The 22,591-nt window shown below is 61.7% G+C and carries 24 protein-coding genes and 1 pseudogene; 15 read left to right on the top strand and 10 right to left on the bottom strand.

All coding sequences use genetic code 11. The features are described 5' to 3' along the window. Positions 1-70: 70 nt before the first annotated feature. The 6 genes from ACMHLQ_RS21670 to ACMHLQ_RS21645 all read left to right on the top strand — a co-directional run bounded on the left by ACMHLQ_RS21670 (position 71) and on the right by ACMHLQ_RS21645 (position 5,446). A complete protein-coding gene (locus ACMHLQ_RS21670; protein ID WP_415402741.1) occupies positions 71-1,006 on the top strand; it encodes a DMT family transporter in 936 nt (311 codons plus the stop codon). Positions 1,007-1,042: 36 nt separating this feature from the next. Next, positions 1,043-1,903, top strand: a complete 861-nt coding sequence (locus tag ACMHLQ_RS21665; RefSeq protein ID WP_415402740.1) for an ATPase — start codon at positions 1,043-1,045, stop codon at positions 1,901-1,903. A gap of 86 nt (positions 1,904-1,989) precedes the next feature. After that, positions 1,990-2,937, top strand: coding sequence for a homoserine O-succinyltransferase (locus ACMHLQ_RS21660; protein WP_415402739.1), 948 nt, complete (start codon positions 1,990-1,992; stop codon positions 2,935-2,937). 4 nt (positions 2,938-2,941) lie between these two features. Further along, the gene (locus ACMHLQ_RS21655; RefSeq protein ID WP_415402738.1) at positions 2,942-3,913 is read left to right on the top strand and encodes an alpha/beta fold hydrolase; all 972 of its coding nucleotides are present in this window, start codon (positions 2,942-2,944) and stop codon (positions 3,911-3,913) included. A gap of 53 nt (positions 3,914-3,966) precedes the next feature. Next, complete coding sequence (ppk2, locus tag ACMHLQ_RS21650; protein WP_415402737.1) at positions 3,967-4,836, top strand: polyphosphate kinase 2; 870 nt, start codon at positions 3,967-3,969, stop codon at positions 4,834-4,836. Then, positions 4,829-5,446, top strand: coding sequence for a TetR/AcrR family transcriptional regulator (locus tag ACMHLQ_RS21645; RefSeq protein ID WP_415402736.1), 618 nt, complete (start codon positions 4,829-4,831; stop codon positions 5,444-5,446). The genes ppk2 and ACMHLQ_RS21645 overlap by 8 nt, the downstream gene beginning before the upstream one ends. 19 nt (positions 5,447-5,465) lie before the next feature. On the opposite strand, the gene ACMHLQ_RS21640 is transcribed toward ACMHLQ_RS21645, so the two are convergent. The 3 genes from ACMHLQ_RS21640 to rplM form a co-directional block, all read right to left on the bottom strand. Beyond that, positions 5,466-6,257 (bottom strand): class I SAM-dependent methyltransferase, encoded by a 792-nt coding sequence (locus ACMHLQ_RS21640; protein WP_415402735.1) that lies wholly within the window; start codon positions 6,255-6,257, stop codon positions 5,466-5,468. Positions 6,258-6,525: 268 nt separating this feature from the next. Continuing rightward, positions 6,526-7,014 (bottom strand): 30S ribosomal protein S9, encoded by a 489-nt coding sequence (gene rpsI, locus ACMHLQ_RS21635; protein ID WP_415402734.1) that lies wholly within the window; start codon positions 7,012-7,014, stop codon positions 6,526-6,528. A gap of 2 nt (positions 7,015-7,016) precedes the next feature. Then, positions 7,017-7,478, bottom strand: coding sequence for a 50S ribosomal protein L13 (gene rplM, locus ACMHLQ_RS21630; protein ID WP_415402733.1), 462 nt, complete (start codon positions 7,476-7,478; stop codon positions 7,017-7,019). Positions 7,479-7,705: 227 nt separating this feature from the next. On the opposite strand from rplM, the gene ACMHLQ_RS21625 reads away from it, so the two are divergent. Together ACMHLQ_RS21625 and ACMHLQ_RS21620 are read left to right on the top strand one after the other, a co-directional pair. Next, positions 7,706-8,026 carry a hypothetical protein gene (locus ACMHLQ_RS21625; RefSeq protein ID WP_415402732.1) on the top strand — a complete coding sequence of 107 codons (321 nt, stop codon included), beginning with the start codon at positions 7,706-7,708 and terminating at the stop codon, positions 8,024-8,026. Further along, positions 8,023-9,069, top strand: coding sequence for a hypothetical protein (locus ACMHLQ_RS21620; RefSeq protein ID WP_415402731.1), 1,047 nt, complete (start codon positions 8,023-8,025; stop codon positions 9,067-9,069). The genes ACMHLQ_RS21625 and ACMHLQ_RS21620 overlap by 4 nt, the downstream gene beginning before the upstream one ends. Here the strand turns inward: ACMHLQ_RS21620 and ACMHLQ_RS21615 are convergent. Continuing rightward, positions 9,066-10,480: pseudogene (locus ACMHLQ_RS21615) on the bottom strand (PLP-dependent aminotransferase family protein). The gene ACMHLQ_RS21620 and the pseudogene ACMHLQ_RS21615 overlap by 4 nt on opposite strands. 94 nt (positions 10,481-10,574) lie before the next feature. Here ACMHLQ_RS21615 and ACMHLQ_RS21610 point away from each other — a divergent pair. Then, on the top strand, positions 10,575-10,808 hold the full coding sequence (locus ACMHLQ_RS21610) for a DUF1127 domain-containing protein (protein ID WP_415402730.1): 234 nt from the start codon (positions 10,575-10,577) through the stop codon (positions 10,806-10,808). 60 nt (positions 10,809-10,868) lie between these two features. Here ACMHLQ_RS21610 and ACMHLQ_RS21605 read toward each other — a convergent pair whose 3' ends face one another. Continuing rightward, positions 10,869-11,303, bottom strand: a complete 435-nt coding sequence (locus ACMHLQ_RS21605) for a PaaI family thioesterase (RefSeq protein ID WP_415402729.1) — start codon at positions 11,301-11,303, stop codon at positions 10,869-10,871. A 57-nt stretch (positions 11,304-11,360) separates the two neighbouring features. On the opposite strand from ACMHLQ_RS21605, the gene ACMHLQ_RS21600 reads away from it, so the two are divergent. Further along, entirely contained in the window at positions 11,361-12,146 is a 786-nt protein-coding gene (locus ACMHLQ_RS21600; protein WP_415402728.1) for an enoyl-CoA hydratase, read from the top strand. Between the two features lie 260 nt (positions 12,147-12,406). On the opposite strand, the gene ACMHLQ_RS21595 is transcribed toward ACMHLQ_RS21600, so the two are convergent. Continuing rightward, entirely contained in the window at positions 12,407-12,559 is a 153-nt protein-coding gene (locus ACMHLQ_RS21595) for a hypothetical protein (protein WP_415402727.1), read from the bottom strand. 126 nt (positions 12,560-12,685) lie between these two features. Between ACMHLQ_RS21595 and trmFO the strand changes: the two genes are divergently transcribed. From trmFO to gluQRS, 3 genes are all read left to right on the top strand, one after another. Next, positions 12,686-14,038 carry a methylenetetrahydrofolate--tRNA-(uracil(54)-C(5))-methyltransferase (FADH(2)-oxidizing) TrmFO gene (gene trmFO, locus ACMHLQ_RS21590; RefSeq protein ID WP_415402726.1) on the top strand — a complete coding sequence of 451 codons (1,353 nt, stop codon included), beginning with the start codon at positions 12,686-12,688 and terminating at the stop codon, positions 14,036-14,038. A gap of 71 nt (positions 14,039-14,109) precedes the next feature. Further along, positions 14,110-14,715: a class I SAM-dependent DNA methyltransferase gene (locus ACMHLQ_RS21585; RefSeq protein ID WP_415402725.1), complete on the top strand. Its 606-nt coding sequence runs from the start codon at positions 14,110-14,112 to the stop codon at positions 14,713-14,715. Then, the gene (gene gluQRS, locus ACMHLQ_RS21580; RefSeq protein WP_415402724.1) at positions 14,712-15,578 is read left to right on the top strand and encodes a tRNA glutamyl-Q(34) synthetase GluQRS; all 867 of its coding nucleotides are present in this window, start codon (positions 14,712-14,714) and stop codon (positions 15,576-15,578) included. The genes ACMHLQ_RS21585 and gluQRS overlap by 4 nt, the downstream gene beginning before the upstream one ends. On the opposite strand, the gene hisI is transcribed toward gluQRS, so the two are convergent. Further along, positions 15,575-15,940 carry a phosphoribosyl-AMP cyclohydrolase gene (gene hisI, locus ACMHLQ_RS21575; RefSeq protein ID WP_415402723.1) on the bottom strand — a complete coding sequence of 122 codons (366 nt, stop codon included), beginning with the start codon at positions 15,938-15,940 and terminating at the stop codon, positions 15,575-15,577. The genes gluQRS and hisI overlap by 4 nt on opposite strands. 78 nt (positions 15,941-16,018) lie before the next feature. On the opposite strand from hisI, the gene ACMHLQ_RS21570 reads away from it, so the two are divergent. Next, positions 16,019-16,471, top strand: coding sequence for an iron-sulfur cluster assembly scaffold protein (locus ACMHLQ_RS21570; protein WP_415402722.1), 453 nt, complete (start codon positions 16,019-16,021; stop codon positions 16,469-16,471). 73 nt (positions 16,472-16,544) lie between these two features. Next, positions 16,545-17,939 carry a methyl-accepting chemotaxis protein gene (locus ACMHLQ_RS21565; RefSeq protein WP_415402721.1) on the top strand — a complete coding sequence of 465 codons (1,395 nt, stop codon included), beginning with the start codon at positions 16,545-16,547 and terminating at the stop codon, positions 17,937-17,939. A gap of 192 nt (positions 17,940-18,131) precedes the next feature. Here the strand turns inward: ACMHLQ_RS21565 and ACMHLQ_RS21560 are convergent, their stop codons facing one another. The 3 genes from ACMHLQ_RS21560 to ligA form a co-directional block, all read right to left on the bottom strand. Continuing rightward, complete coding sequence (locus tag ACMHLQ_RS21560; protein ID WP_415402720.1) at positions 18,132-18,260, bottom strand: hypothetical protein; 129 nt, start codon at positions 18,258-18,260, stop codon at positions 18,132-18,134. 101 nt (positions 18,261-18,361) lie between these two features. Further along, positions 18,362-20,452, bottom strand: coding sequence for an ATP-dependent DNA helicase RecG (gene recG / locus ACMHLQ_RS21555; protein WP_415405330.1), 2,091 nt, complete (start codon positions 20,450-20,452; stop codon positions 18,362-18,364). Then, on the bottom strand, positions 20,446-22,563 hold the full coding sequence (ligA, locus tag ACMHLQ_RS21550) for an NAD-dependent DNA ligase LigA (protein WP_415402719.1): 2,118 nt from the start codon (positions 22,561-22,563) through the stop codon (positions 20,446-20,448). The genes recG and ligA overlap by 7 nt, the downstream gene beginning before the upstream one ends. Positions 22,564-22,591 lie beyond the last annotated feature (28 nt).

Here is a 22,591-nt window from a genome sequence, read left to right as displayed (position 1 = left end):
TTTCGGGCGGGGTTTTTCTTTGCGCAGGAAACGGGTGTCGGCGCGCGCGCAGCTCTGCCATTGATGGCGCATGACATTGCAAAAGACACTGACGGGCCGGGCCTGGGCCGAACTGATCCTGCTGGCGGTGATCTGGGGCGGGTCGTTCCTGTCGATCCGCATTGCGCTGGACGAGATTGACCCCCTCACCTCGGTTGCGCACCGCACCGGTTGGGCCATGCTGGTTCTGTGGGGCGTGGTACTGGCGATGCGCCTGCCCATCCCGCGCGATCCCCGCATCTGGCTCGGTTTTCTGGTGATGGGCCTGCTCAACAACGTGATCCCGTTCGGGTTGATGGCCTGGGGGCAGCTTTACATCGAAACGGGCCTTACCTCGATCCTCAATGCGGCGACGGCCATTTTCGGGGTCATTGCCGCCGCGCTGTTCTTTGCAGATGAACGTATGACCGCACGCAAGGGGCTTGGTGTGGCCTTGGGCTTTTTCGGGGTGGCCACAGCCATTGGCCTCGACAATTTCCGCAACTTTGATCTGCGCAGTCTTGCGCAGCTTGCCATCATCGCAGGCACGATCAGCTATGCGCTGGCCGGTGTCTGGGCGCGTCGGTTCCTGGGCGGACTGCCCGCGCAGGTGGCGGCGGCGGGCATGCTGACCGGATCGACCCTGATCACCCTGCCGCTGGCGTGGATGGTTGAGGGGCCAATCACGCTGGCGCTGCAAACCGACACCCTGCTTGCCATCGCCTATTATGCCGTGGTCGCCACCGCCGGGGCCTACCTGCTTTACTACCGCGTTCTGGCCATGGCCGGGTCCGGCAACCTGATGCTGGTCACGCTGCTGGTCGCGCCCGTTGCCATCACGCTGGGCGCCGTGGTCCGGGGCGAAGCGTTGAGCCCCAATGCCCTTGCAGGCTTTGCGTTGCTGGCGCTTGGCCTCATCATCCTTGACGGTCGCATCTGGACACGGATCAGGCGGCGCGGCGTTGACCAGACCCTTCCCCACGGCTAGGACAGCCTGCAATATCGGGCACGGGGACAGATCAAGATGCTTTACCGCGATGCGGACCACTGGCGCACCGCCACGCAGAAACGCGTGTTGGTTTACGGGATGTCGGGCCTTGGCAAGACGCATATGTCCGCGACCGTGCGCGCCAGCGGCAACTGGTTCCACTACTCGATCGATTACCGCATCGGCACGCGCTATATGGGCGAGCTGATCGCCGACAACGCCAAGGCGGAGGCGATGAAAGTACCGTTCCTGCGCGAGCTGCTGCTGAGCGACAGCATCTACATCGGCTCGAACATCACCTTTGACAATCTGAGCCCCGTGTCGACCTATCTGGGCAAACCGGGCGATCCGGCCATGGGCGGGCTGCCCATCGCCGAATATCGCCGCCGCCAGGAACAGTTCCGCCGCTCGGAACTCTCGGCGCTGAACGACACGCTGCATTTCGCCGAACGCGCGCAGACGCTCTATGGCTATCCGCATTTCATCTGCGACACCGGCGGGTCGATCTGCGAATGGGTCGATCCGGCCAATGACGACGACCCGCTGATGACAACGCTCAGTGCGACCTGCCTGCCGATCTGGATCAAGGGGGATGAGGCGCACACGCAGGCGCTGATCGCCCGCTTTGACAAGGCGCCCAAGCCGATGGCCTACCAGCCTGAATTCCTGCTGACGTGTTGGCAGGCCTACCTGTCCGAAACCGGTCTGGCCGAGGACAAGGTGAACCCCGACACCTTCGTGCGCTGGACCTATGCCCGCGCCCTCGCGCACCGCCAGCCCCGCTATGAGTCCATGGCGCGCTGGGGTGTCACGGTGACCGCCGACGAGGTCGCCTCGCTCAAAGGTGAAGCGGATTTCAACGACCTTGTCGCCACCGCCCTTGAGCGCCGCACCTAGCGGGGCTATCTACGCCCTTCATTGTTCTTCAAATATGCAAAGAACCTAACCAGCCCCTTGGCCAACCCCCTGTCAGGAAAGACGAAATGCCGATCAAGCTCCCCTCCACCCTGCCCGCCTACTCCGTTCTGACGAACGAGGGCGTGATGGTGATGGACGAAGAGCTGGCGGCCCATCAGGATATCCGCCCGCTGAAAATCGCGCTACTGAACCTGATGCCCAAGAAGATCCAGACAGAGACGCAGTTTGCCCGTCTGATCGGGGCCACGCCCCTGCAGATCGAGTTGACGCTTGTGCGCATGTCCGATCACGAGGCCAAGAACACGGCCGCCGCGCATATGGAAAGCTTCTATCGCCCCTTTCAGGAGGTGAAGGACCAGAAGTTCGACGGCCTCATCATCACGGGTGCCCCGATCGAACATCTTGAATATGAGGATGTCGATTACTGGGCCGAACTCGAAGAGGTCATGGCGTGGACCCAGACCAATGTGCATTCCACCTTTGGCGTGTGCTGGGGCGGGATGGCGATGCTGCATCACTTCCACAAGGTGCCCAAGCATCTGTTGGGGTCCAAACTGTTTGGCACGTATCGGCACACCAACCTCGCACCATCCTCGCCCTATCTGCGGGGCTTCTCGGATGACTGCGTTGTGCCCGTCAGCCGCTGGACAGAGGTGCGCGCGCCCGAAGTCGAGGCGGCGGGCCTGCCGATCCTCCTTGGCAGCAACGTGACCGGGCCCTGTCTGATCGAGGATCCCGAGCACCGCGCGCTCTACATCCTCAATCACCTTGAATACGACAGTGACACGCTCAAACAGGAATACGAACGTGACCTTGCCAGTGTGCAGGTCGAAGGGGCCGAGATCGCCCTGCCTGTCGGGTACTTCCCCGAAAACGACCCCTCGCAAACCCCCACGAACCGCTGGCGCAGCCACGCGCATCTTCTTTATGGCAATTGGCTGAGCGAGATTTATCTCACTACCCCATACGATATGGAACGGATCGGGCAGGATCGCACTGATCTGCGGGGGTAAGGCGATGAAAACAGGAGTTTTGTTTGTGCTGGGCGTGATCGTCCTGGGGTTTGCGGTGGTGCAGCTGTTTGCCCTGAAACGCGAACGCGATGCCGCACGCACCCACGGGCCTGCCGGGCAGATCATCGAGGTGAACGGCGTGCGCGTGCACGCGGTGCAGATGGGCAGCGGGCCCGACCTTGTCCTGCTGCACGGTGCCTCAGGAAACACGCGCGACTTCACCTTTGCCTTTGCCGACATGATCAAGGATCGTTATCGCATCACCTTGCTGGACCGTCCCGGCCTGGGTTGGACTGAACAGATTTCACCCGATCACAAACGCGCCTGGTCAACAGGGCATGCCAGCCCGCGCGAACAGGCGCGTCTGCTCAAGGCGGCTGCGGATCAGTTGGGTGTCGAGCGCCCCATCGTGCTGGGCCACTCCTTTGGCGGGATCGTGACCCTTGCCTGGGCGCTCGAATTTGACGACATCGCGGGCATCGTGTCGGTGGCGGGCGTTGCCAACCCATGGCCGGGCGAGTTGGGCTGGACCTACACGGTCAACGGCTCTGCCCCCGGCGGCGCGCTTGTGGTGCCGGTGCTGTCCGCCTTTGTGCCGCAGTCATACCTCGACGATACGCTGGCCAGCATTTTTGAGCCGCAGGCCGCCCCCGAAGGCTATTTGAAACATGTCGGCCCTGCCCTGTCCCTGCGCCGCGATTCCATGCGCGCCAATGCGCGGCAGGTGAACTGGTCGCGGCCGCATGTGGTTGAAATGTCGGCGCAATACGGTTCCATCACGGTGCCCGTCGAGGTGGTGCACGGCGATGCCGACACCATTGTCCCGCTTGAGGTGCATTCCGCCAAACTGCCGGGTCAGATCGAGGGGGCCAATGTGACTGTCCTCAAAGGTGTTGGCCACATGCCACAGCACACCAACCCCGAGGCTGTAATTGCGGCGATTGACCGGGTCGCGGCGCGTGCGGGTTTGCGTTAGACGCCCCTCTCCCCCATATTGGATGTTAAGAGCAGTAACTTGAGGCGTAGCCCATGAGCCTTCCCTTTGACGGCGCGATCACCGAATTCTACGAATCCGGTGCGCCAAATGACATTCGTGACAAGATCCGCGCAGCGGAAAAGGGTGACATCCTGGCGCCGACCTATCCGCATGCCGAGCGCATGAAGCGCAAGGCCTACGACAAGGAAATGGAGGCGCTGCAGATCGAGTTGGTGAAGATGCAGGCCTGGGCCACCGACACGGGCGCGCGCATCGCCTGCGTGTTCGAAGGACGCGATGCCGCCGGCAAGGGCGGCACGATCAAGCGGTTCACCGAACATCTGAACCCACGTGGCGCCAAGGTCGTCGCCCTGTCCAAACCGACCGATTCGGAAGCATCCGAATGGTATTTTCAGCGCTATATCAGGCGCTTGCCGACCGGTGGAGAAATCGCCCTCTTTGATCGCAGCTGGTACAATCGCGGTGTTGTCGAGCATGTGTTCGGCTTTTGCGAACCCCACGAGCGCGAGCATTTTTTCAAGCAGGTCAATCCGTTCGAAGAAATGTTGGTCAATGACGGCATTCACGTTTTCAAGTTCTGGCTGAACGTCTGCCGCGCCGAGCAGTTGCGCCGGATCATCGCGCGCGAGCAGGACCCGTTGAAGCAATGGAAGCTGAGCTGGATCGACGTCAAAGGCCTTGCCAAATGGGATGGCTACACCGATGCGATCCGCGAGACCCTTGAACGTTCGCACAGCGCGCATGCGCCCTGGACCATCGTGCGTTCGGATGACAAGAAACGCGCGCGCCTGAATGCGATCCGCACCGTCCTGCACGGGTTGGATTACGCGAACAAAGATCCACAAGCCATTGGTAGGATTGACAAAAGCATCTGTGGCGGACCGGATATCTGGGATGCCTAAACGCGGCTACCACCATGGTAACTTGCGCCAAGCCCTGATTGATGCAGCCCTTGTGCTGATCAAGGACAAGGGCCCGACGGGTTTCACCCTGTCCGAAGCGGCCAAGCACGCGGGCGTGACCCCGGCGGCTGTCTATCGCCACTATGAGGGGCGCGAGGACCTGATCGCGGAATGCGCCAAGCAAGGTTACGGCATCTTTGCCGACCTGATGGAACACGCCTACCAGTCCGGCCAACCCTCTGCCCTGGCCGCGTTCGAGGCGACAGGACGCGCCTATCTGGCCTTTGCGCGCCGGTTTCCCGGCCACTACATCGCGATGTTCGAAAGCGGTATCTCGGTCAATCGCACACCGGAATTGGCAGATGTGGCACAGCGCGCCAACGAAGTTCTGGAAAAGGCGGCCGGTGACCTGAGCCAGCACATTCCCGCAGACAAACGCCCGCCTGCCTCCATGTTTTCGGCCCATATCTGGGCGATGAGCCACGGCGTGGTCGAATTGTTCGCGCGCAATTCACCTGGGCGCGCCTCGCCCTTCCCGCCCGAGGATTTGCTGGAAAGCGGTATCGGGATTTATTTGCGCGGCCTTGGACTGATCCCGGCGGACAAGTAAGTCCGGCTGGCCGCCACCCTTAGACGCGCTGCGTCTTTGAATGCGTAGGCCGCTGCGGTTGATTGCGTTCCAGCACGCAGATCGAATCATGGATGTGGATCGAGGTGAAATGCTCGACCAACTGAGGATGGTGGGGTTCCGCGCTGTGATACCAGCGATGCATGTCGTCTACCATATCTCTGATATGGTTGAAAAAATTAGCCTTCGCCGCAACGCCCCCTTCCCAGGACGGCCAATATGCGGTGTGCAGATCTTCGATCATGTAAAGGCCACCGGCGCTGACCTGCGGCAACAGCACGTCCAGTGACGCCTTGATGTGTTGCATGATGTGGCTGCCATCATCCAACACGATGTCCACGCCGCCCATCTCTGCGATCACACGGTTCAGAAAGGCCGGGTCATCCTGCGATCCGATGCGCACCTGTCCATGAATGCCGTCATAGGCCGCGCAGGTCGGATCGATATCGATCCCGAAAATCGTGGCATCCGGCCCGAAATACTTGCGCCACATGGCCAACGATCCGCCCTTGGACACTCCGATCTCGAGAAACCGCAACGGCTTGCCACGCCACGGGCCAAAATAGCGATCGTAGATGGGCAGATAATGATGCCACTTGTGCACCAGTTGCTCTGCGCCTTCGGCATAAATCTCCAGAATGTCACCGTCGAACCCGTACCGCTCCATGATGTCCTGCCGGATATCAGGCCCTTCAAAGGCGTATTGGTCGATGGAATGGCCCCCTTCGGAGAGGTCTTGCGATGCTCCACCCTTTTCGGGTTTGGACCAAAGGCGTTTTGCGAGTTTCTTCAAGTGACTGTCCTTACATGTGCACCGGCGCATTGCTGACCGGAGCACGGACAAGACTGCTGTGTTTTATGCGGTTTGTACACTGTTTTGCCCGTACGGAACCGTCAATCGACGGGGTGGGCTGTGCTGTCGGTCACACACGTATGGTGCTTTGAACAAACCGACATGACCCGCGCGCTCTGCAAACACTTCGCAAGTGGGATATGCACGCCCAAAACGAAAAAAGGCCGCCCCGGACAGGGCGGCCTTTGCAGTTGGATAAACCCAAGTCTTAACGCTTGGAGAACTGGAAGCTCTTACGGGCCTTGGCCTTACCGTATTTCTTACGCTCGACCACACGGCTGTCGCGGGTCAGGAAGCCTGCGGCTTTCAAAGCGCCACGCAAGGAGGGATCGTAGAGTTGCAGCGCCTTGGACACGCCGTGCTTGACCGCACCGGCCTGACCAGAGAGGCCACCGCCCTTGACGGTTGCAACCACATCGAACTGGCCTTCGACACCGGCAACGGTGAAGGGCTGTGCGAGGATCATCTGCAGCACGGGACGGGCGAAGTAGACGTTCATCTCTTTGCCATTCACGGTGACCTTGCCGGAACCGGGCTTGATCCAGACGCGGGCAACCGCATCCTTACGCTTGCCGGTGGCATAGGCGCGACCAAGCTCATCACGAACGGGCTCGCGGTGAACAACTTCAACTGCTTCGGGGGCGGCGTCGCCGGCCACGGCTTGCAGGTCTTCGAGTGTGTTGATTTCGTCGGACATGCTCATGCGCTCCGCGTGTTTTTGGAGTTCATGGATGCAACATCCAGAACTTCGGGGCTTTGGGCCTCGTGGGGGTGTTCGGCACCTGCATAAACGCGCAGGTTTGTCATGATCTGACGGCTCAGGCGGTTGCCGGGTAGCATGCGCTTGACCGCGAGGGTCACGACGCGCTCGGGGTATTTGCCCTCAAGCATCTGCTCTTTGGTGCGGCTCTTGATCCCGCCGGGGTGGCCGGTGTGCCAATAGTGGTGCTCTTGACGCTTGTTGCCCGTCAGTTGCACTTTCTCGGCGTTGATGATGATCACGTTGTCACCACAGTCCATGTGGGGCGTGAAGGACGGCTTGTGCTTGCCACGCAGGCGCATGGCGACGATCGAGGCGAGACGGCCCAGCACCACGCCTTCGGCGTCGATGATGATCCATTTTTTCTCGATGTCCGCAGGTGTTGCGGTAAAGGTTTTCATGTGTCGCATCCCTTGGGGGGCTCGAATTTCGGATTGCGCGGTTATAGGGCGGGTACAAATGCGCGTCAATGGCGCGAAACCTGTTTAAATTATTGTATTTCAATAGCTTAAAATTAAGGTATCATAATACCCCAACTCAGGCAAGGAATTCCATGCTTGCAAAACCCCCTGCCCTCGAACAGATGTGAGATCGGGGCAAACAGACAGGCACGGACGACACCGGGTTCATGGATTTCTTTCTCGCAGGGCCGATCCTGGCCACATTTGCACTGCTTGCCTGTGCCACCGCTGCGGGCATGTCATCGGTACGCAAGCTGATCGCGGTCTACGAGGCCAAACACGAGCTGAAACGCGGCTCGACCGGGTGGCTGCGCAGCATCGGGGGCTGGTCGATCATCGCATTCTGGCTGATGACCACGTGGTTCATGGCCACCATCATCGGCGACTGGGGCGCAACGGGTGATCTTGCGGGCGCGATTGACAGGTCGTGGCTGCGCCTGCGGGTGCTGCTTGAGATCGCGATCGCCATTATGGAGTCCGACAGTTGAGCGAGACGGTCGCCATCCAGTCAGAGCTGCAATGCGAGACCTGTGCGGGGCAATGCCTTTATGATCCTGCGCAACAGGCACTGGCGTGCAGCAGTTGCGGTAACGTGCACCGGATCGCTTCGGACAACGATGATGAGGCGTCACGGGAGTTTCCGTTCGACCCCGACGCCCCGGCCCTTGAGGCCCCGACCGTCTTTGAAGGACAGGTGGAATCCTGCCAGACCTGCGGCGGCACCGTCACCTTTGTTGCCCGGTCACTCAGCACGGCCTGTTCCTATTGCGACGGCCCCGTTGTGCTCAAGCGCGCGGATCGCGGTTACGCCCCCATGGCTCTGATCCCGTTCCGGGTGCCCGAGCGCGACGCACAGGTATTCGCCCAGGATTGGGTCAAGAAGCGGCTTGCGGCCCCCAATGATCTCAAGGCCGTCGTCGCTCAGGGCCGCGTGGCAGGCATCTACGTCCCGTTCTGGACCTTCGACAGCCAAGAGGCGGTGGATTACTGGGCCATGTACACCGTGCGCCGAAACAAGCGCAGCTATACCAAGAAGGTGAAGGGCAGCATGAACATCCAGTTCGACGACCTGCTGGTCCCCGCCTCGCCCCACGTGACCCCACTGATCCGCGACGGCATCCTGCATGATTTCTACCCGGCGCGTTTGCGCCCCTACAGCGCCGCGTATCTGGCCGGTTTCGCCGCCGAACAGCACCACCAGACGGTGCCGGAAGGGCTGAGCGCCAACGAGGATGACAAGGCGCTGCTGATGCGCAACCGGATCAAGCGGCACATCGGCAAACAGGGCGTGCACAATATCGGCTACCACACCGACACGACCGGCATCCATTACCGCCGCATTCTGCTGCCAGTCTGGATACTGCACTATCGCTACAAGGACCAAGCGATGAAAGTCGTGGTGTGCGGCATGCAGGGCCGCACCTTTGGGGAACGCCCGTTTTCAGCGTGGAAGCTGGCGGGCTATGCCGCACTGCTGTCGGCCATTTCCGTTGGGTTGGGTCTGATTTGGGGCGCGAGCGGGCTGCTTTAGACGCCGATGGATTCAGGCGGATTGTCGAGCAGGTCGCGCAAGCGCAGGATCGCGTTTTCAAAACTCGACAGGCCAATCCCGGCATTCACTGCAAAGCGCACCGCATGGGGCACGCGGGCATCGCGACAGGCGTATTCCTCGGCCGCGCGAATGCGCACGCCCTGCGCCTCTGCCGCCTGACAGAACGCCCCGGCCCGCCACCCATTGGGCAAGCGCAGCCAGAGAAAGGGCACATCCTTGCGCCACGCAATGTCATAACCGCCAAGGATGTTGACGGCGCGTTCCACGTACTCCGTGATGCGATTGCGCGCGGCCGAGGTGACCTTTGGCAGTTCAGGGTGGCTGAGCAGTTTGGCGCACAGATCTGTCATCGGCGTGGCGAGCCCGAAAAAGGAATACTCCGCCGTGCGCCGCAACGCGGATGTCTGTCCCTTTGGCGCAATCGCGATTCCAATGCGCAAGGCGGGTGTGATGGATTTCGAAATGGATGAGACATACCAACATCGCTCTGGCGCTAGCATCCGGTAGCTTGGCGCCTGCGCCGCGCCAAGACGGTAACAATCATCCTCAAGGATTTGCAGATCCAGACGCCGGGCTGTCTCTGCAAGCGCTTTGCGCCGCTCAAGCCCGGTAAAGCCGCAGGTGGGATTGTGCACTTCGGGGGACGTGCAGAAAATCTGCGCATCATGGGCCTTGGCCGCTGCCTCCAGTGCCTCGGGGATGACCCCATGTTCGTCCATGGCCACCGGAATCACATCGGTGCGCAACAGTTCTGCGGCCCGTCGAAAGCCGGGATAGGCCAGTTCCTCGACCAGAACGGCAGGGCGACGCCCCCGCAACAGGGTCTGAAAGATCAGCATGATGGCATTCTGGCCGCCGTGCCCCAGCACAACGTCTTCTGCCCTGATCACGCCCAACGAAACGGATGACAACCACCCCGCTGCCGCTTCGCGCGCGGCGCGCCCACCTGTGCGAGACGGGTAGTGCATGACGCCGGAGGGGGATCCTGCGCAACGTCTGCCAGAATCCTGCGCACCAGCTCTGCCTGACCGAGATTTGGCAAATGGGGCGAGAACAGGTTCACCTGGTACGCGTGCACTTCGACATTGTGCGGGGCGGAATCGACTTCGATCGGCATGTCGCCCGAGAGGGGTCCGTGATCGTCGGGATGCGAAACAAAGGTGCCACGCCCCACCACCGCGCTGAGCGTGCCGTCATCTGTCAGGATGGTATAGGCACGCGCCACGGTGCCCGGGGTAATCCCCAACTTCCACGCAAGATCACGCACGGGCGGCAGCTTTTCCCCGGGCTGCAGGTTGTGCGCAGCGATGCCATCGCGAATGGCCTGCATGACGGCCTTGTACTTGGGCCCCGGGGCATTGAGCAGATCAGGCTGCCAAATTGTATTCATTACAATGTTTCCATGGATTAGTACGCACACCCATTGTACCGTTACTTCATGGCAAATGAGTCATATTGTGTCAATACAATTATAGGAGATTCCCATGACACACCATACGCAGTCCGCAGAACAGAACCTCGCCTATCTCACGGCGCAAACCCGCATGCCAGCGGCGTCGGTCCTGGCTGTGCGCATCGCGGTGGTGCTGTCGAAATGGGCCACACGCCGCCGCTCACGGCTCGCGCTGAAACAGCTCAGCGCCCACCAGCTGCGCGATGTGGGTCTGACACCCGCCGACGCCGATTTCGAGGCCCGGCGCGTGTTCTGGCGGGCGTGACATCCCCGTGGCACCCGCCAGACCTCTTCCCTTGCGGCCGGGTTCGTCCCGGCCGCCTTTTCATTCCAGATCAACCCCTTGGGGTGGGATGGCGTAGGTCAGACTGGCCCGCGCGACGGGCTGATCCATGCCTTCGGAGTAGATCAGCACATCTGACACCGACAATTGCTTGCCCAGCTTCAACATCCGTCCATGTGCGATCAGGTCGACCCCGGCGGCAGGCTTGCGCATGAAATCAATCGAACAGTTCGTCGTCACCGCCAGAGCGCGTGGGCCAATCCGGGCAAGCGTAACCATGTAGGCCGTGACATCCGCCAGCCCGAACATGGCCGGCCCCGAGATTGTACCCCCCGGGCGCAAATGGCGATCTTGTACCAAGAGGCGCAGGACCACGCCGGTCTCGCTGACCTCTTCGACGTGCAACTCGCCTGCGACTTCCAGAAAGACCTTTTGCAGAAACGCATTCATCTCTGCCGCGTTCATCACCACGCCCATACTTTTCCTCTCCCCTTCAATACCCTAGGGTTTGCCGCAATCGAGGCGGAGGGCAAGATGGCAATTCTGGAACGTAAGGTGACGGGTGCGGTGACGCATCTGCAAATGAACGCGCCCGAGCGGCTGAATGCGCTGTCGGACGAGATGATCGCCGCATTGCACGGCGCGCTGGACGAGATTGCCGAGGACAACACGGTGCGCGCCGTGGTGATCTCGGGCGCGGGCAAGGCGTTTTGTGCGGGCCATGACCTCAAGCAGATGACCGCCGGTCGGCAGGCCGAGGATGGCGGCGCCGCCTATTTCAAGGACCTGTTTGACCGCTGCGCGGCGATGATGGCGCGGGTGCAGTCCCTGCCCCAGCCGGTGATCGCGCAAGTCCACGGCATTGCGACGGCCGCGGGGTGTCAGTTGGTGGCCACCTGCGATCTGGCAGTTGCGGCACAAGGCACGCGGTTCGGCGTGAACGGCGTCAACATCGGTCTGTTCTGCTCGACTCCGATGGTGGCCCTCAGCCGCAACATCCCGCGCAAGCAGGCGTTCGAGATGCTGACAACAGGCGACTTCATCGAGGCAGAGCGCGCTGCCGCCCTTGGCCTGATTAACCATACTGTGGCGCCAGATGCGCTGGAGACGGAAACCGCGGCCCTTGCCGACCGCCTCGCGGCCAAGCTGGGAAGCGCCGTCAAAATTGGGAAAGAGGCATTTTACGCACAGTTGCAGATGCCGGTGGCCGACGCTTATGCCTACACAGGCGAGGTCATGGTCAAGAATATGCTCAGATCAGACACAGAAGAAGGCATTTCAGCCTTTATCGACAAGCGCACACCGGACTGGCCGCAATAGGCGGGCATATGGGGTCGGAGTGAAGACGACCTGTGGTTGTTTCCAAATCGCGACCGGACTATTTCCAAATCACGTCTGGCAATTTGGGCGCAAATGAGGCACAAATAGGACACGGTTAACGAACACCGTGACACTTTTGGGTCGCCGCCGGCGGAAGGTCCCTCCAGGTCAGCCTCTCACTGACCGACCATTCCCGCAGCGGCGACCCCAAAACTCCCCCAAATCCGCAGAGCTTTGATGATCGGCGTCGCTATGGCCTGTCAAACCGGCGGCAGGCAGTTTTCGATGCTCAGTTCCTGCACAGGATCATCGGGCGCGCACGCCTCGCCTGAAATGGGATATTGTTCGGGGTTGTCGCATCCTTGCAGGACAAGCAGGGCGAGGAATATGGCCGATAGTCTGGCAATGGTCATGGTCTTCTCCGGTTGTGATCCTGTGCGCAGTTAAACGCGCGCGCTGGCCGGTCGATTGACAGGGATCAATCGCGCAAACGCTTTGCGACAGATTGCGCAGAGGGGGGATTGCCCTACATCCCCGCCATGGCACAGACATTACATATCGTTGGCGGCGGCATGGCCGGATCGGAAGCGGCCTGGCAGGCGGCCAACATGGGCGTGAACGTCGTCATCCATGAAATGCGGCCCCATGTCGGCACCTTTGCACATCAGACCGGGCTGCTGGGTGAAATGGTGTGTTCAAATTCGTTCCGGTCCGATGACAGTGAACAGAATGCCGTCGGATTGCTGCATTGGGAGATGCGCGCAGCCAACGGGCTGATCATGCAGACGGCAGACAAGCACCGCCTGCCCGCTGGTGGCGCGCTGGCCGTCGACCGCGACCCCTTCGCGCAATCCGTGACCGACGCGCTGATGGCGCACCCGAATATCAGCGTGGAATATGGCGAAATCACCGCCCTGCCCGATGATGGTCATTGGATCTTTGCCACGGGCCCGCTGACATCCTCTGCCCTGGGCCAGGCCATTGCTGCCGAAACCGGGGCCGAGGCGCTCGCCTTTTTCGACGCCATCGCGCCGATTGTCTATTTCGACAGCATCGACATGTCCAAGGCCTGGATGCAGTCGCGCTATGACAAGGGCGAGACCGAGGAAGAGCGCACCGCCTACCTCAACTGCCCCATGGACCGCGACCAATACGAGGGGTTCATCGACGCGCTGCTGGCCGCCGACAAGACCGAGTTTCACGAGGGCGAAACAGCCGGGTACTTTGACGGTTGCCTGCCCATCGAGGTGATGGCCGAGCGCGGGCGCGAGACCTTGCGCTTTGGCCCGATGAAGCCTGTGGGCCTGACCAATCCGCACCAGCCAGACGTCAAACCCTACGCCGTGGTGCAGCTGCGCCGCGACAACACGCTGGGCACGCTCTACAACATCGTCGGCTTCCAGACCAAGATGAAGTATGGTGCGCAAACAGATGTTTTCAAACGTATTCCAGGGCTGGAGAATGCCACCTTTGCCCGCCTTGGCGGCATCCACCGCAATACGTTTCTGAATTCACCGACATTGCTGACAGCGGACATGCGGTTGAAATCGCGCCCCAATATCCGCTTTGCCGGACAGATCACCGGGGTCGAGGGCTATGTGGAGTCCGCTGCCATGGGCCTGCTCTCGGGCCGTATGGCGGCAAGCGAAATCCTGGGCGGGCACCTCGACACGCCGCCGCCCACGACTGCCATGGGCGCCCTCATCACCCACATCACCGGCGGGGCCGAGGCCAAGACGTTTCAGCCGATGAACGTGAACTTTGGCCTCTTCCCTCCTGTCGAAGGGCTGAAGGGCGGGCGCCGCGGTCGCAAGGACCGCTACAAAGCCTATACCGACCGCGCCAAGGCGGATTGGACCGCTTGGCTGGCACCGCAAGCCGTGGCCGCCTGAGCACATTCGTTCCAAAGCCCAGGGATGCAACGCACTGGACGCATACGACCCCGCCCGGCTAGACTGTTGATATGACGAAATTCCTCGACAAGGCCTACAAGGCGCGCGACGCGGCCTCGACCCGCGCGCTTTATGACGATTGGGCCGCGAGCTACGAGGCCGAAGTTGGCGAGAACGGCTATGCGACCCCGGCCCGCTGCGCAGAGGCGCTGAAATCCCAGACCAGCGATATGTCGGCCCCCATCCTCGACTTTGGCTGTGGTACCGGCCTGTCCGGTTTGGCCCTTAAACTTGCCGGGTTTGACACGATCGACGGCGTTGATCTGTCTTCCGAGATGCTGGAGGGCGCGCGTTCGAAATCCGTCTACCGCCATCTGGATCAGATCGAGGCAGGTGCGCCCTTGCCCCGCAGCGACTATACAGCGATGTCCGCCATCGGGGTCATCGGGGCCGGTGCGGCACCGATTTCTGTCTTGCACACCCTGATGCGTGCGCTGCCACGCAATGGCAAACTGGTGTTTTCCTTCAATGATCACGCGCTGGAGGACCCCAGGAACGAAGGCGGCGTTGCCGAATGGACGGATTGCGGCGCTGCGCGCCTTCTGTTCAAGGAACACGGGGCCCACCTGCCCGGAATCGACTTGAAGTCCACCGTATATATGCTTGAAAAAGCGTGACATTCACAACACGATTTGCTCCGTCCCCGACCGGTCCGCTACACCTTGGGCACGCTTTCTCTGCCATGCTTGCGTATGACCTCGCGATGGCGGTCGATGGCGTGTTCCTGCTGCGGATCGAGGATATCGATCAATCCCGCGCACGCGCTGAATGGGAGCAGCAGATCTATGACGATCTGCACTGGCTGGGCCTGACATGGCCCGAACCGGTGTTGCGGCAATCGGACAACCTTGCGGCCTATGATGCCGCCCTCGACACCCTTTGGGCCCGCGGGCTGCTCTACAGATGCGACTGCAACCGGCGCGATATCGAGGCCGCCGCCACCGCCCCGCAGGAAGGCGCACCGCTGATCGGCCCGGATGGGTTGGTCTATCCCGGCACGTGCCGCAGAAAACACCCGCGCATCGGCCCGCGGCCCCGTGGCGCGGCGCTGCGCCTGGACATGTCGGCGGCCTTGGATACGACCCACAAGGACATGACATTCAGGGATAATGCCGACCAACCGCGCATCCGCATCGTGCAACCGCAGACCGCCATCACCCATATCGGTGATGTGGTCCTTGCCCGGCGAGACATGGGCACGTCCTATCATCTGTCCGTGGTGGTGGACGATGCCGCACAGCACATCACCGACGTGGTACGGGGCAAAGACCTGTCCGACGCCACCGACATCCACGTGATCCTGCAACACCTGCTGGGCCTGCCCACCCCCATCTATCATCACCACCGCCTGATCCGGGACGACACGGGCAAGCGCCTTGCCAAACGTGACGATGCGCGCGCGATCTCGAAGTATCGGGGCGACGGGGCAAGCCCCGATGACATTCGGGCCATGGTCGGCTTGCCGGTGAAGCCTGCCTAGGTCATCGGTTCCATGATCTCGACCTCGGTCCCCTCGGTCACGTCCGTGTAAAAACAGGTGCGCCGCCCGGTGTGACACGCTGGCCCGGTCTGGCGCACCTGCATCAACAAGCAGTCCCGATCACAATCAACGCGCAACGACACGAGCTCCTGCACATGGCCCGACGTCTCACCCTTGACCCAGAAGGACTGGCGCGAGCGCGACCAATAGGTCACACGGCCCGTTTCAAGGGTGCGCGCGACGGCCTCGGCATTCATCCAGGCCATCATCAGCACCTCACCCGTACCGGCATCCTGCGCAATCGCGGGCACCAGCCCCTTTGCATCAAACTGCAAGCTGGCGGGGTCGAACGTCGTGGCCATGGCAAAACCTTTTTGCATCTGGATCAGAGCCGCTTATGTAGGGGAACAGACACAGCGACACCAGACCCGGAGGGGCCCATGCCCGCCGACACAGACCTGATCAAACTCTACTCGACCCGGATACTGGCGCTGGCCGCCGACATTCCGCATCACACGCGCCTGAACGCTCCGGATGCAACGGTCAAGAAACGCTCGCCCTTGTGTGGCTCGACTGTCACGGTCGATGTGCAGGTGAAGGACGGCAAGGTTGTGGGATTTGGACAAGACGTGAAGGCCTGCGCTCTGGGTCAAGCGGCGGCGGCTGTGACTGGGGGCGCCATGATCGGGCGCACGCTCGACGAAATCCACGCAGGCCGCGACGCCTTGCGCGCGATGCTGAAATCAGGCGGCCCGGTGCCCGCCGCCCCTTTTGACGGGTTCGAAGTGCTGGAACCGGCGCGCGACTACAAGAACCGCCATGCGTCGATCCTGTTGAGCATTGAAGCGACCGCAGAGGCGATGGAACAGGCCCTGCAATCGGATTGCGCCTGAGACGTCAAAGTTAGCCAATTTTGAACGTTTCACGGCTACGGGTTTGTGACCCCGTAGCTGCAAAGGTGTCCGGATGACGGCACAACCGAACTTTCCCGAGATGCCGCAACTGAACGCGCTGGCCCGTGCAGCATCCGAGCTGGGCTATGAAATTGTGGACATTGCGGGGTTTCTGGACCTGGTCGAGGTGCAGGCCCGCGAACAACGCGCCGCCCTGTCCGCGTTGGAGCGGGGGGCAGATGACATCGAGATGACCAATTCGGCAGTGCAATCCGTGGCAACCGATTTGGGTACAAGCGTCGCGCGCACGGCCGAGGATGTAGAGCACTCTGCCCATTTGATGCGCGCATTCGGCACGCAATCGCGCGACGTCGCCGCCTGGGTGCAGGACCTGTCAGAGCGCAGCGGGACAGTTGGCGAGACACTGAAAGCGGTCAAGACCAACAACGCGCAGATCGCCGCGATTTCGATGCAGGTGAACACGCTGGCCATCAATGCCAAGATCGAGGCCGCGCGCGCGGGCGATGCGGGGCGCGGTTTTGCCGTTGTGGCCGAAGCAATTAATGAGCTGTCTCAAAAGACGAAGGCCGCAGCGGCCCAGATCACCACCAATATCGAGACACTGACCGAATGGATTGCCCAGTTGCGCATTGAAGCCGAGGGCGTTGCACAGACGGCTGCAACGCTCATCGAACACAGCAACGGCACCGACAGCAGTCTGACCCGCATGGAACAATCCGTCAGCGACACCAAGGAACAGGCCGGACGGATCGGGGCGCAGACGGACAAGGTGCGCGCGGTGATCGAGGCATTCGCGCCGGACTTGCGCGGGATCGGGAGCAGCATCGCGACGACAACTTCCGGCATTGAACAGGCCCATGGCCGCGTGCAGCGCCTGATCGACCAGTCCGAAACCATTGTGCAGTCGAGCGCAGCCCTGGGTGGCATGACCGATGATGCGCCTTTCATCGCCTATGCGCGTGACCGCGCTGCTGCCATTGGCGCGGCCATGGATCAGGCAATCAGCGAGGGCCGGATCAGCGAAATGGGGCTGTTCGATCAGACATATGTGCCGATCCCGGGCACCGTGCCGCAGCAGGTGCGCACCGCCTATGTCGATCTACTGGATCAGATTCTGCCGCCGCTACAGGAACCGGCCTTGGACTTTGACCCCAAAGTCGTATTCTGCGCGGCCGTCGACGTGAACGGATATCTCCCGACCCACAACCGCACGTTTTCGCAAACGCCCCGCGATGACGTCGTCTGGAACACCGCGCATTGCCGCAACAGGCGCATTTTCGATGATCGCGTTGGCCTCAAGGCCGGACGCAGCACGGCGCCGTTTCTCTTGCAGGTCTATCGCAGGGACATGGGCGGCGGCGCATTCAAGATGATGAAGGATTTGTCAGCTCCGATCATGGTGCGGGATCGGCACTGGGGTGGTTTGAGGCTGGCCTATACGTTCTAAGCGCCTGCTCAGCCCCCCAAAAAAAGCGCCGCACATCCGGGCGGATGGCGGCGCGAGGAAAGCGTCTCTTGCGTGGGACAGATCCGGGACCCCGCGGCAAACGGGGGCGTGAAGCGGCAGGCAGAGCCGGTCACGAGGGCGCCAAATGGGACGGGCGCTGGGATGGGATCATCGCAAGGTCGCAGGCAGAACTCAGATCAAGGACGGAAGGTGCAAGCCCACCACCAGCATCACCATCAACGCGGCGGCCCCCAGCGCATCCTGAAGCAATGTCGCTTCGGCGCGGTTGGCAATCTGTTTGATGTGGCGCAGCGTAGTCATGTCAGCGTCTCCGTTCCTTAAGTTGCCTCTTTGTTCTCATATTCTTAACGAAGGGTAAAGAACTTTTTAAGAACATTTGCGAACTTTTTGGAACATCCTGACTAACCCACTGAAATCAAACGGATCGCTTCGTCCTGCCGCATTAACCAAAGTAAAACGCGTGCCGCCTGCCCCCGCGGGGTTTCCAGCGCGGGATCGTCCGCCAGCAGTTTGCGCGCATCGCTTTGCGCGATGGCCATCAGGGCCGCCTGGCGATCGAGGTCTGCAATGCGGAATCGCGGCACGCCTGATTGCGCCGTCCCAATCAGATCGCCATAGCCGCGCATCTGCAAGTCCGTCTCAGAGATACGGAACCCGTCCTCGGTCTCGCGCAGCACTTCCAGACGTTTTTGCCCCGCATCCGACAGCGGTGCCTGATACATCAGCAGACAGATTGATGCCGCATCACCCCGCCCGACCCTGCCCCGCAGCTGGTGCAATTGGGCGAGGCCAAAGGTTTCGGCCCGCTCGATCACCATGATCGTCGCATTCGGTACATTCACCCCGACCTCGATCACCGTTGTCGCAACCAGCACGCCCGTTTCACCGGCCTGGAACTTGGCCATCGCCGCGTCCTTGTCCGCCGGTGGCATCTGGCCATGCACAATGCCAACACGCCCCTCGCCCAGCACTGCGCGCAGTTGTTTGAACCGCTGCTCGGCTGCCGTCAGGTCCACCGCTTCGCTTTCTTCGACCAGCGGACAGACCCAATAACACTGCCGCCCTTCTTCCATCACTGCGCGCAGACGCGCCACAACCTCATCAATCCGGCCCGTGCTGACCAGCGCCGTCTTTATCGGTTTGCGCCCGGGCGGCTTTTCATCCAGCACTGACACATCCATGTCGCCATATTGCGCAAGGGCGAGCGACCGCGGGATCGGCGTGGCTGTCATCACCAGCACATCCGCCGCACCGCCCTTTTTGCCCAGCGCAAGCCGCTGGCGCACACCAAATCGGTGTTGCTCATCCACAATCGCAAGCCGCAAATCGCCAAAGTGCACATCATCCTGAAACACCGCGTGGGTGCCCACCAAAATCTGGATGTCACCGCGCGCGAGGGCGGCCAGCTTGGCCCGCCGCTCGCCCCCCTTGTCGCGCCCGGTCAGGATTTCGAGGACCACGCCCGCACTTTCCGCCAGCGGTTGCAGCCCTTCGAGATGCTGGCGCGCGAGGATTTCAGTTGGGGCCATCATCACACCCTGTCCGCCCGCCTCGACGGCAATCAAAAGGGCCATGAAGGCGACCAACGTCTTGCCCGCCCCGACATCTCCTTGCAGCAGGCGATTCATGCGTGTGGTGGCGGCCATGTCTGTCGCGATCTCGGCAATCGCACGTTCCTGCGCGCCGGTCGGGGCATAGGGTAAATCCGCACGCACCTTCGCTTGCAAAACGCCCGTGCCGAGCGAGGACGCACCCGCGATCTGCCGCTCGGACGCGCGCGCAAGCGCCAGTGTCACCTGATGCGCCATCAATTCGTCATAGGCCAAACGCGTGCGCGCGGCGCTGGTCGACACGAGGTCCGCCTGCGTTTGCGGGGCATGTGCCTGCGCCATGGCCGTCGCGAAATCGGGCCAACCGGCCTCCGCGATTTGGCCCGGATCGATCCACTCGGCAAGTGTGGGGACCCGCGCAAGTGCCGCACGCGACGCCTTGAACATCGTCTTTTGCGTGACGCCACCCGTAAGCGGATAGACTGGTTCGAAGGCCGGGATATCCGCGACCTCTTCGACCGGGAGGATGTGTTCGGGGTGCACCATGTTTGCGATACCGTCGAACAATTCGACCTTGCCGGAAACGACACGCTCACTTCCCGTTGGCAACACCTTGTTCAGGTAATCGCTGCGCCCATGGAAAAAGACGAGTTGAAAGCTCGTTTGTGAATCCTCGACATGGATACGGTATGCGCCACCGCGATTGCGCGCCGGATGATGCGCCCCAACGGTGACCTTGACCGTCAGCGTGGCGGGCAACACCGCCCCGTCGACCGTGTCGCGCAGTGCCCTGTCGACACCGGTATGGGGCAACGTGAACAACAGATCGCGCGGGGCGCTGATCCCCATATGGGCCAGATTCTGCGCGGTTTTCGGGCCGACGCCGTCCAGCGTTTCAAGCTCGGCAAACAGGGGGAACAGAACCTCGGGGCGGCTCATGATGCGCCGATCAGGTCCAGCCAGCCGTCTTCGTCCAGTGTTTCGATCCCCAGATCGGCCGCCTTTTTCGCCTTGGATCCTGCGCCGGGGCCCGCCACCAGCAAATCCGTCTTGGCACTGACCGAGCCCGACACTTTGGCACCAAGCGCTTCGGCACGCGCCTTGGCTTCGGCGCGGGTCATTTTTTCCAGCGTTCCGGTAAAGACAACCGTTTTGCCCGCCACCGGGCTGCCATCCGCGTCAGGGCGCTTGGCGTCTTCGATGTCCAGATGGGCGACAAGGCGGTCGATGCTCGCGATCTCGGCGTCCTGATTGAACGTGGTCGCAAGCGATTTGGCCATGACACCGCCGACGCCATCGATGCTCAGCAAATCCTCCCACGCGTCATTGCCCTCTTCTGCGCGGCGCATGGCGGTGCTGAACACCTCCCATGTGCCGTAATGGATCGCCAGCAGGTTCGCAGCCGCGTCGCCCACATGCCGGATGCCCAGCGCAAAGATCACGCGCCCGAGGGCGACCTGGCGGCTTACGTCAATCGCGTCAAAGAGGTTGGAGGCCGATTTTTCGCCCCACCCCTCTCGGTTTTTCAACTGCTGCATGCCGGTGCCGTAGCGTTCGCGCAGGGTGAAGATGTCGGCAGGTTCCTTGATCCAGCCATCTGCGTGGAATTGCTCGACCTGTTTTGCACCCAGCCCGTCAATGTCGAAGGCAGCGCGGCCCACGAAATGCTTCAGCTTTTCAACGGCTTGGGCTGGGCATATCAAACCGCCGGTGCAGCGGCGCACTGCATCACCGGGTTCGCGCACCGCGTCGCTGCCGCATTGCGGGCAGTGGGTCGGCATCTGGAAGGGCACCGCGTCTTCAGGGCGTTTGGACATATCCACGTCCGCGACCTTGGGAATGACATCGCCCGCGCGGTAGACCTGCACCCAATCGCCGACGCGAATGTCTTTGCCGTCCCGGATCGCCTCGCCCTTGTTGTCGCGGCCTGCGATGTAATCCTCGTTGTGCAGGGTCGCGTTTGAGACGACGACACCGCCGACCGTCACCGGGGTCAGGCGCGCGACCGGGCTCAGGGCGCCGGTGCGCCCGACCTGGATGTCGATTGCTTCGAGGCGCGTCCAGGCCAGTTCGGCCGGGAACTTGTGCGCGATGGCCCATCGCGGCGTGGTCGATCGAAAGCCCAACCGGCCCTGCAACGCCAGATCATCGACTTTGTAGACCACGCCGTCGATGTCGTAGCCCAAACTGGCGCGCCGCTGTTCGATCTCGCGGTAATGCGCGATCATCTCGTCCGTGCCGTTGCACAACGCGGTCAGCGGATTGGTTTGAAAGCCCAGCGATTTGAGCTGGGCAATCGCACCGGATTGGGTATCAGATAGCGGATCGGACAGTGCGCCCCAGGCATAGGCAAAGAACCTCAGAGGACGCGCGCGGGTGATGCTGGCATCCAGTTGGCGCAATGATCCGGCGGCTGCGTTCCGGGGGTTGGCAAAGGTTTTTTGCCCGGCCTCGCCCTGCCGCACATTCAGTTGCTCGAAATCCGGATGCGACATGTAAACCTCGCCGCGCACCTCGAGGATATCGGGCGCCCCACTCAACCTTTGGGGAATGTCGTCGATGGTGCGGGCATTGGCGGTGACGTTTTCGCCAATGGCACCATCCCCACGCGTGGCCGCCTGCACCAGTTCACCCTGTTCATAGCGCAAGGACAGGGACAGGCCGTCGATCTTTGGCTCCGCCGTGTAGTTAAGCGGGGCATCCACCCCCAAGCCCAGATATTTCCGAATGCGTTGGTCGAACTCAGCAATATCGGCGTCGTCGAATGCATTGGCCAGTGACAGCATCGCGACGGCGTGCGCAACCTTGGAAAACCCCTCCGCCGGTGCGGCACCGACCTGTTCAGAGGGGCTGTCCGCGCGTTTCAAATCGGGAAACTGCGCCTCGATCTCTGCGTTGCGCCGTTTGAGCGCGTCGTAGTCGGCATCGCTGATGTCGGGCGCATCTGCGGTGTGATAGGCGGCGTTTGCCTGCGCCAACAAATCTGCCAGCCGGGCAAGCTCCACCTTGGCGTCGGACGGTGACAGGTCTTGGATTGGGGTGGTTGCGGTCACGGCATCCCTCGGGCTGTTCAAGGCAAGA

It is taken from the genome of Tateyamaria algicola (assembly GCF_047715485.1).
GTDB lineage: Bacteria > Pseudomonadota > Alphaproteobacteria > Rhodobacterales > Rhodobacteraceae > Tateyamaria.
Note: the sequence above shows the minus strand (reverse complement) of the source record. Positions and strands in the feature narration are given on the sequence as shown.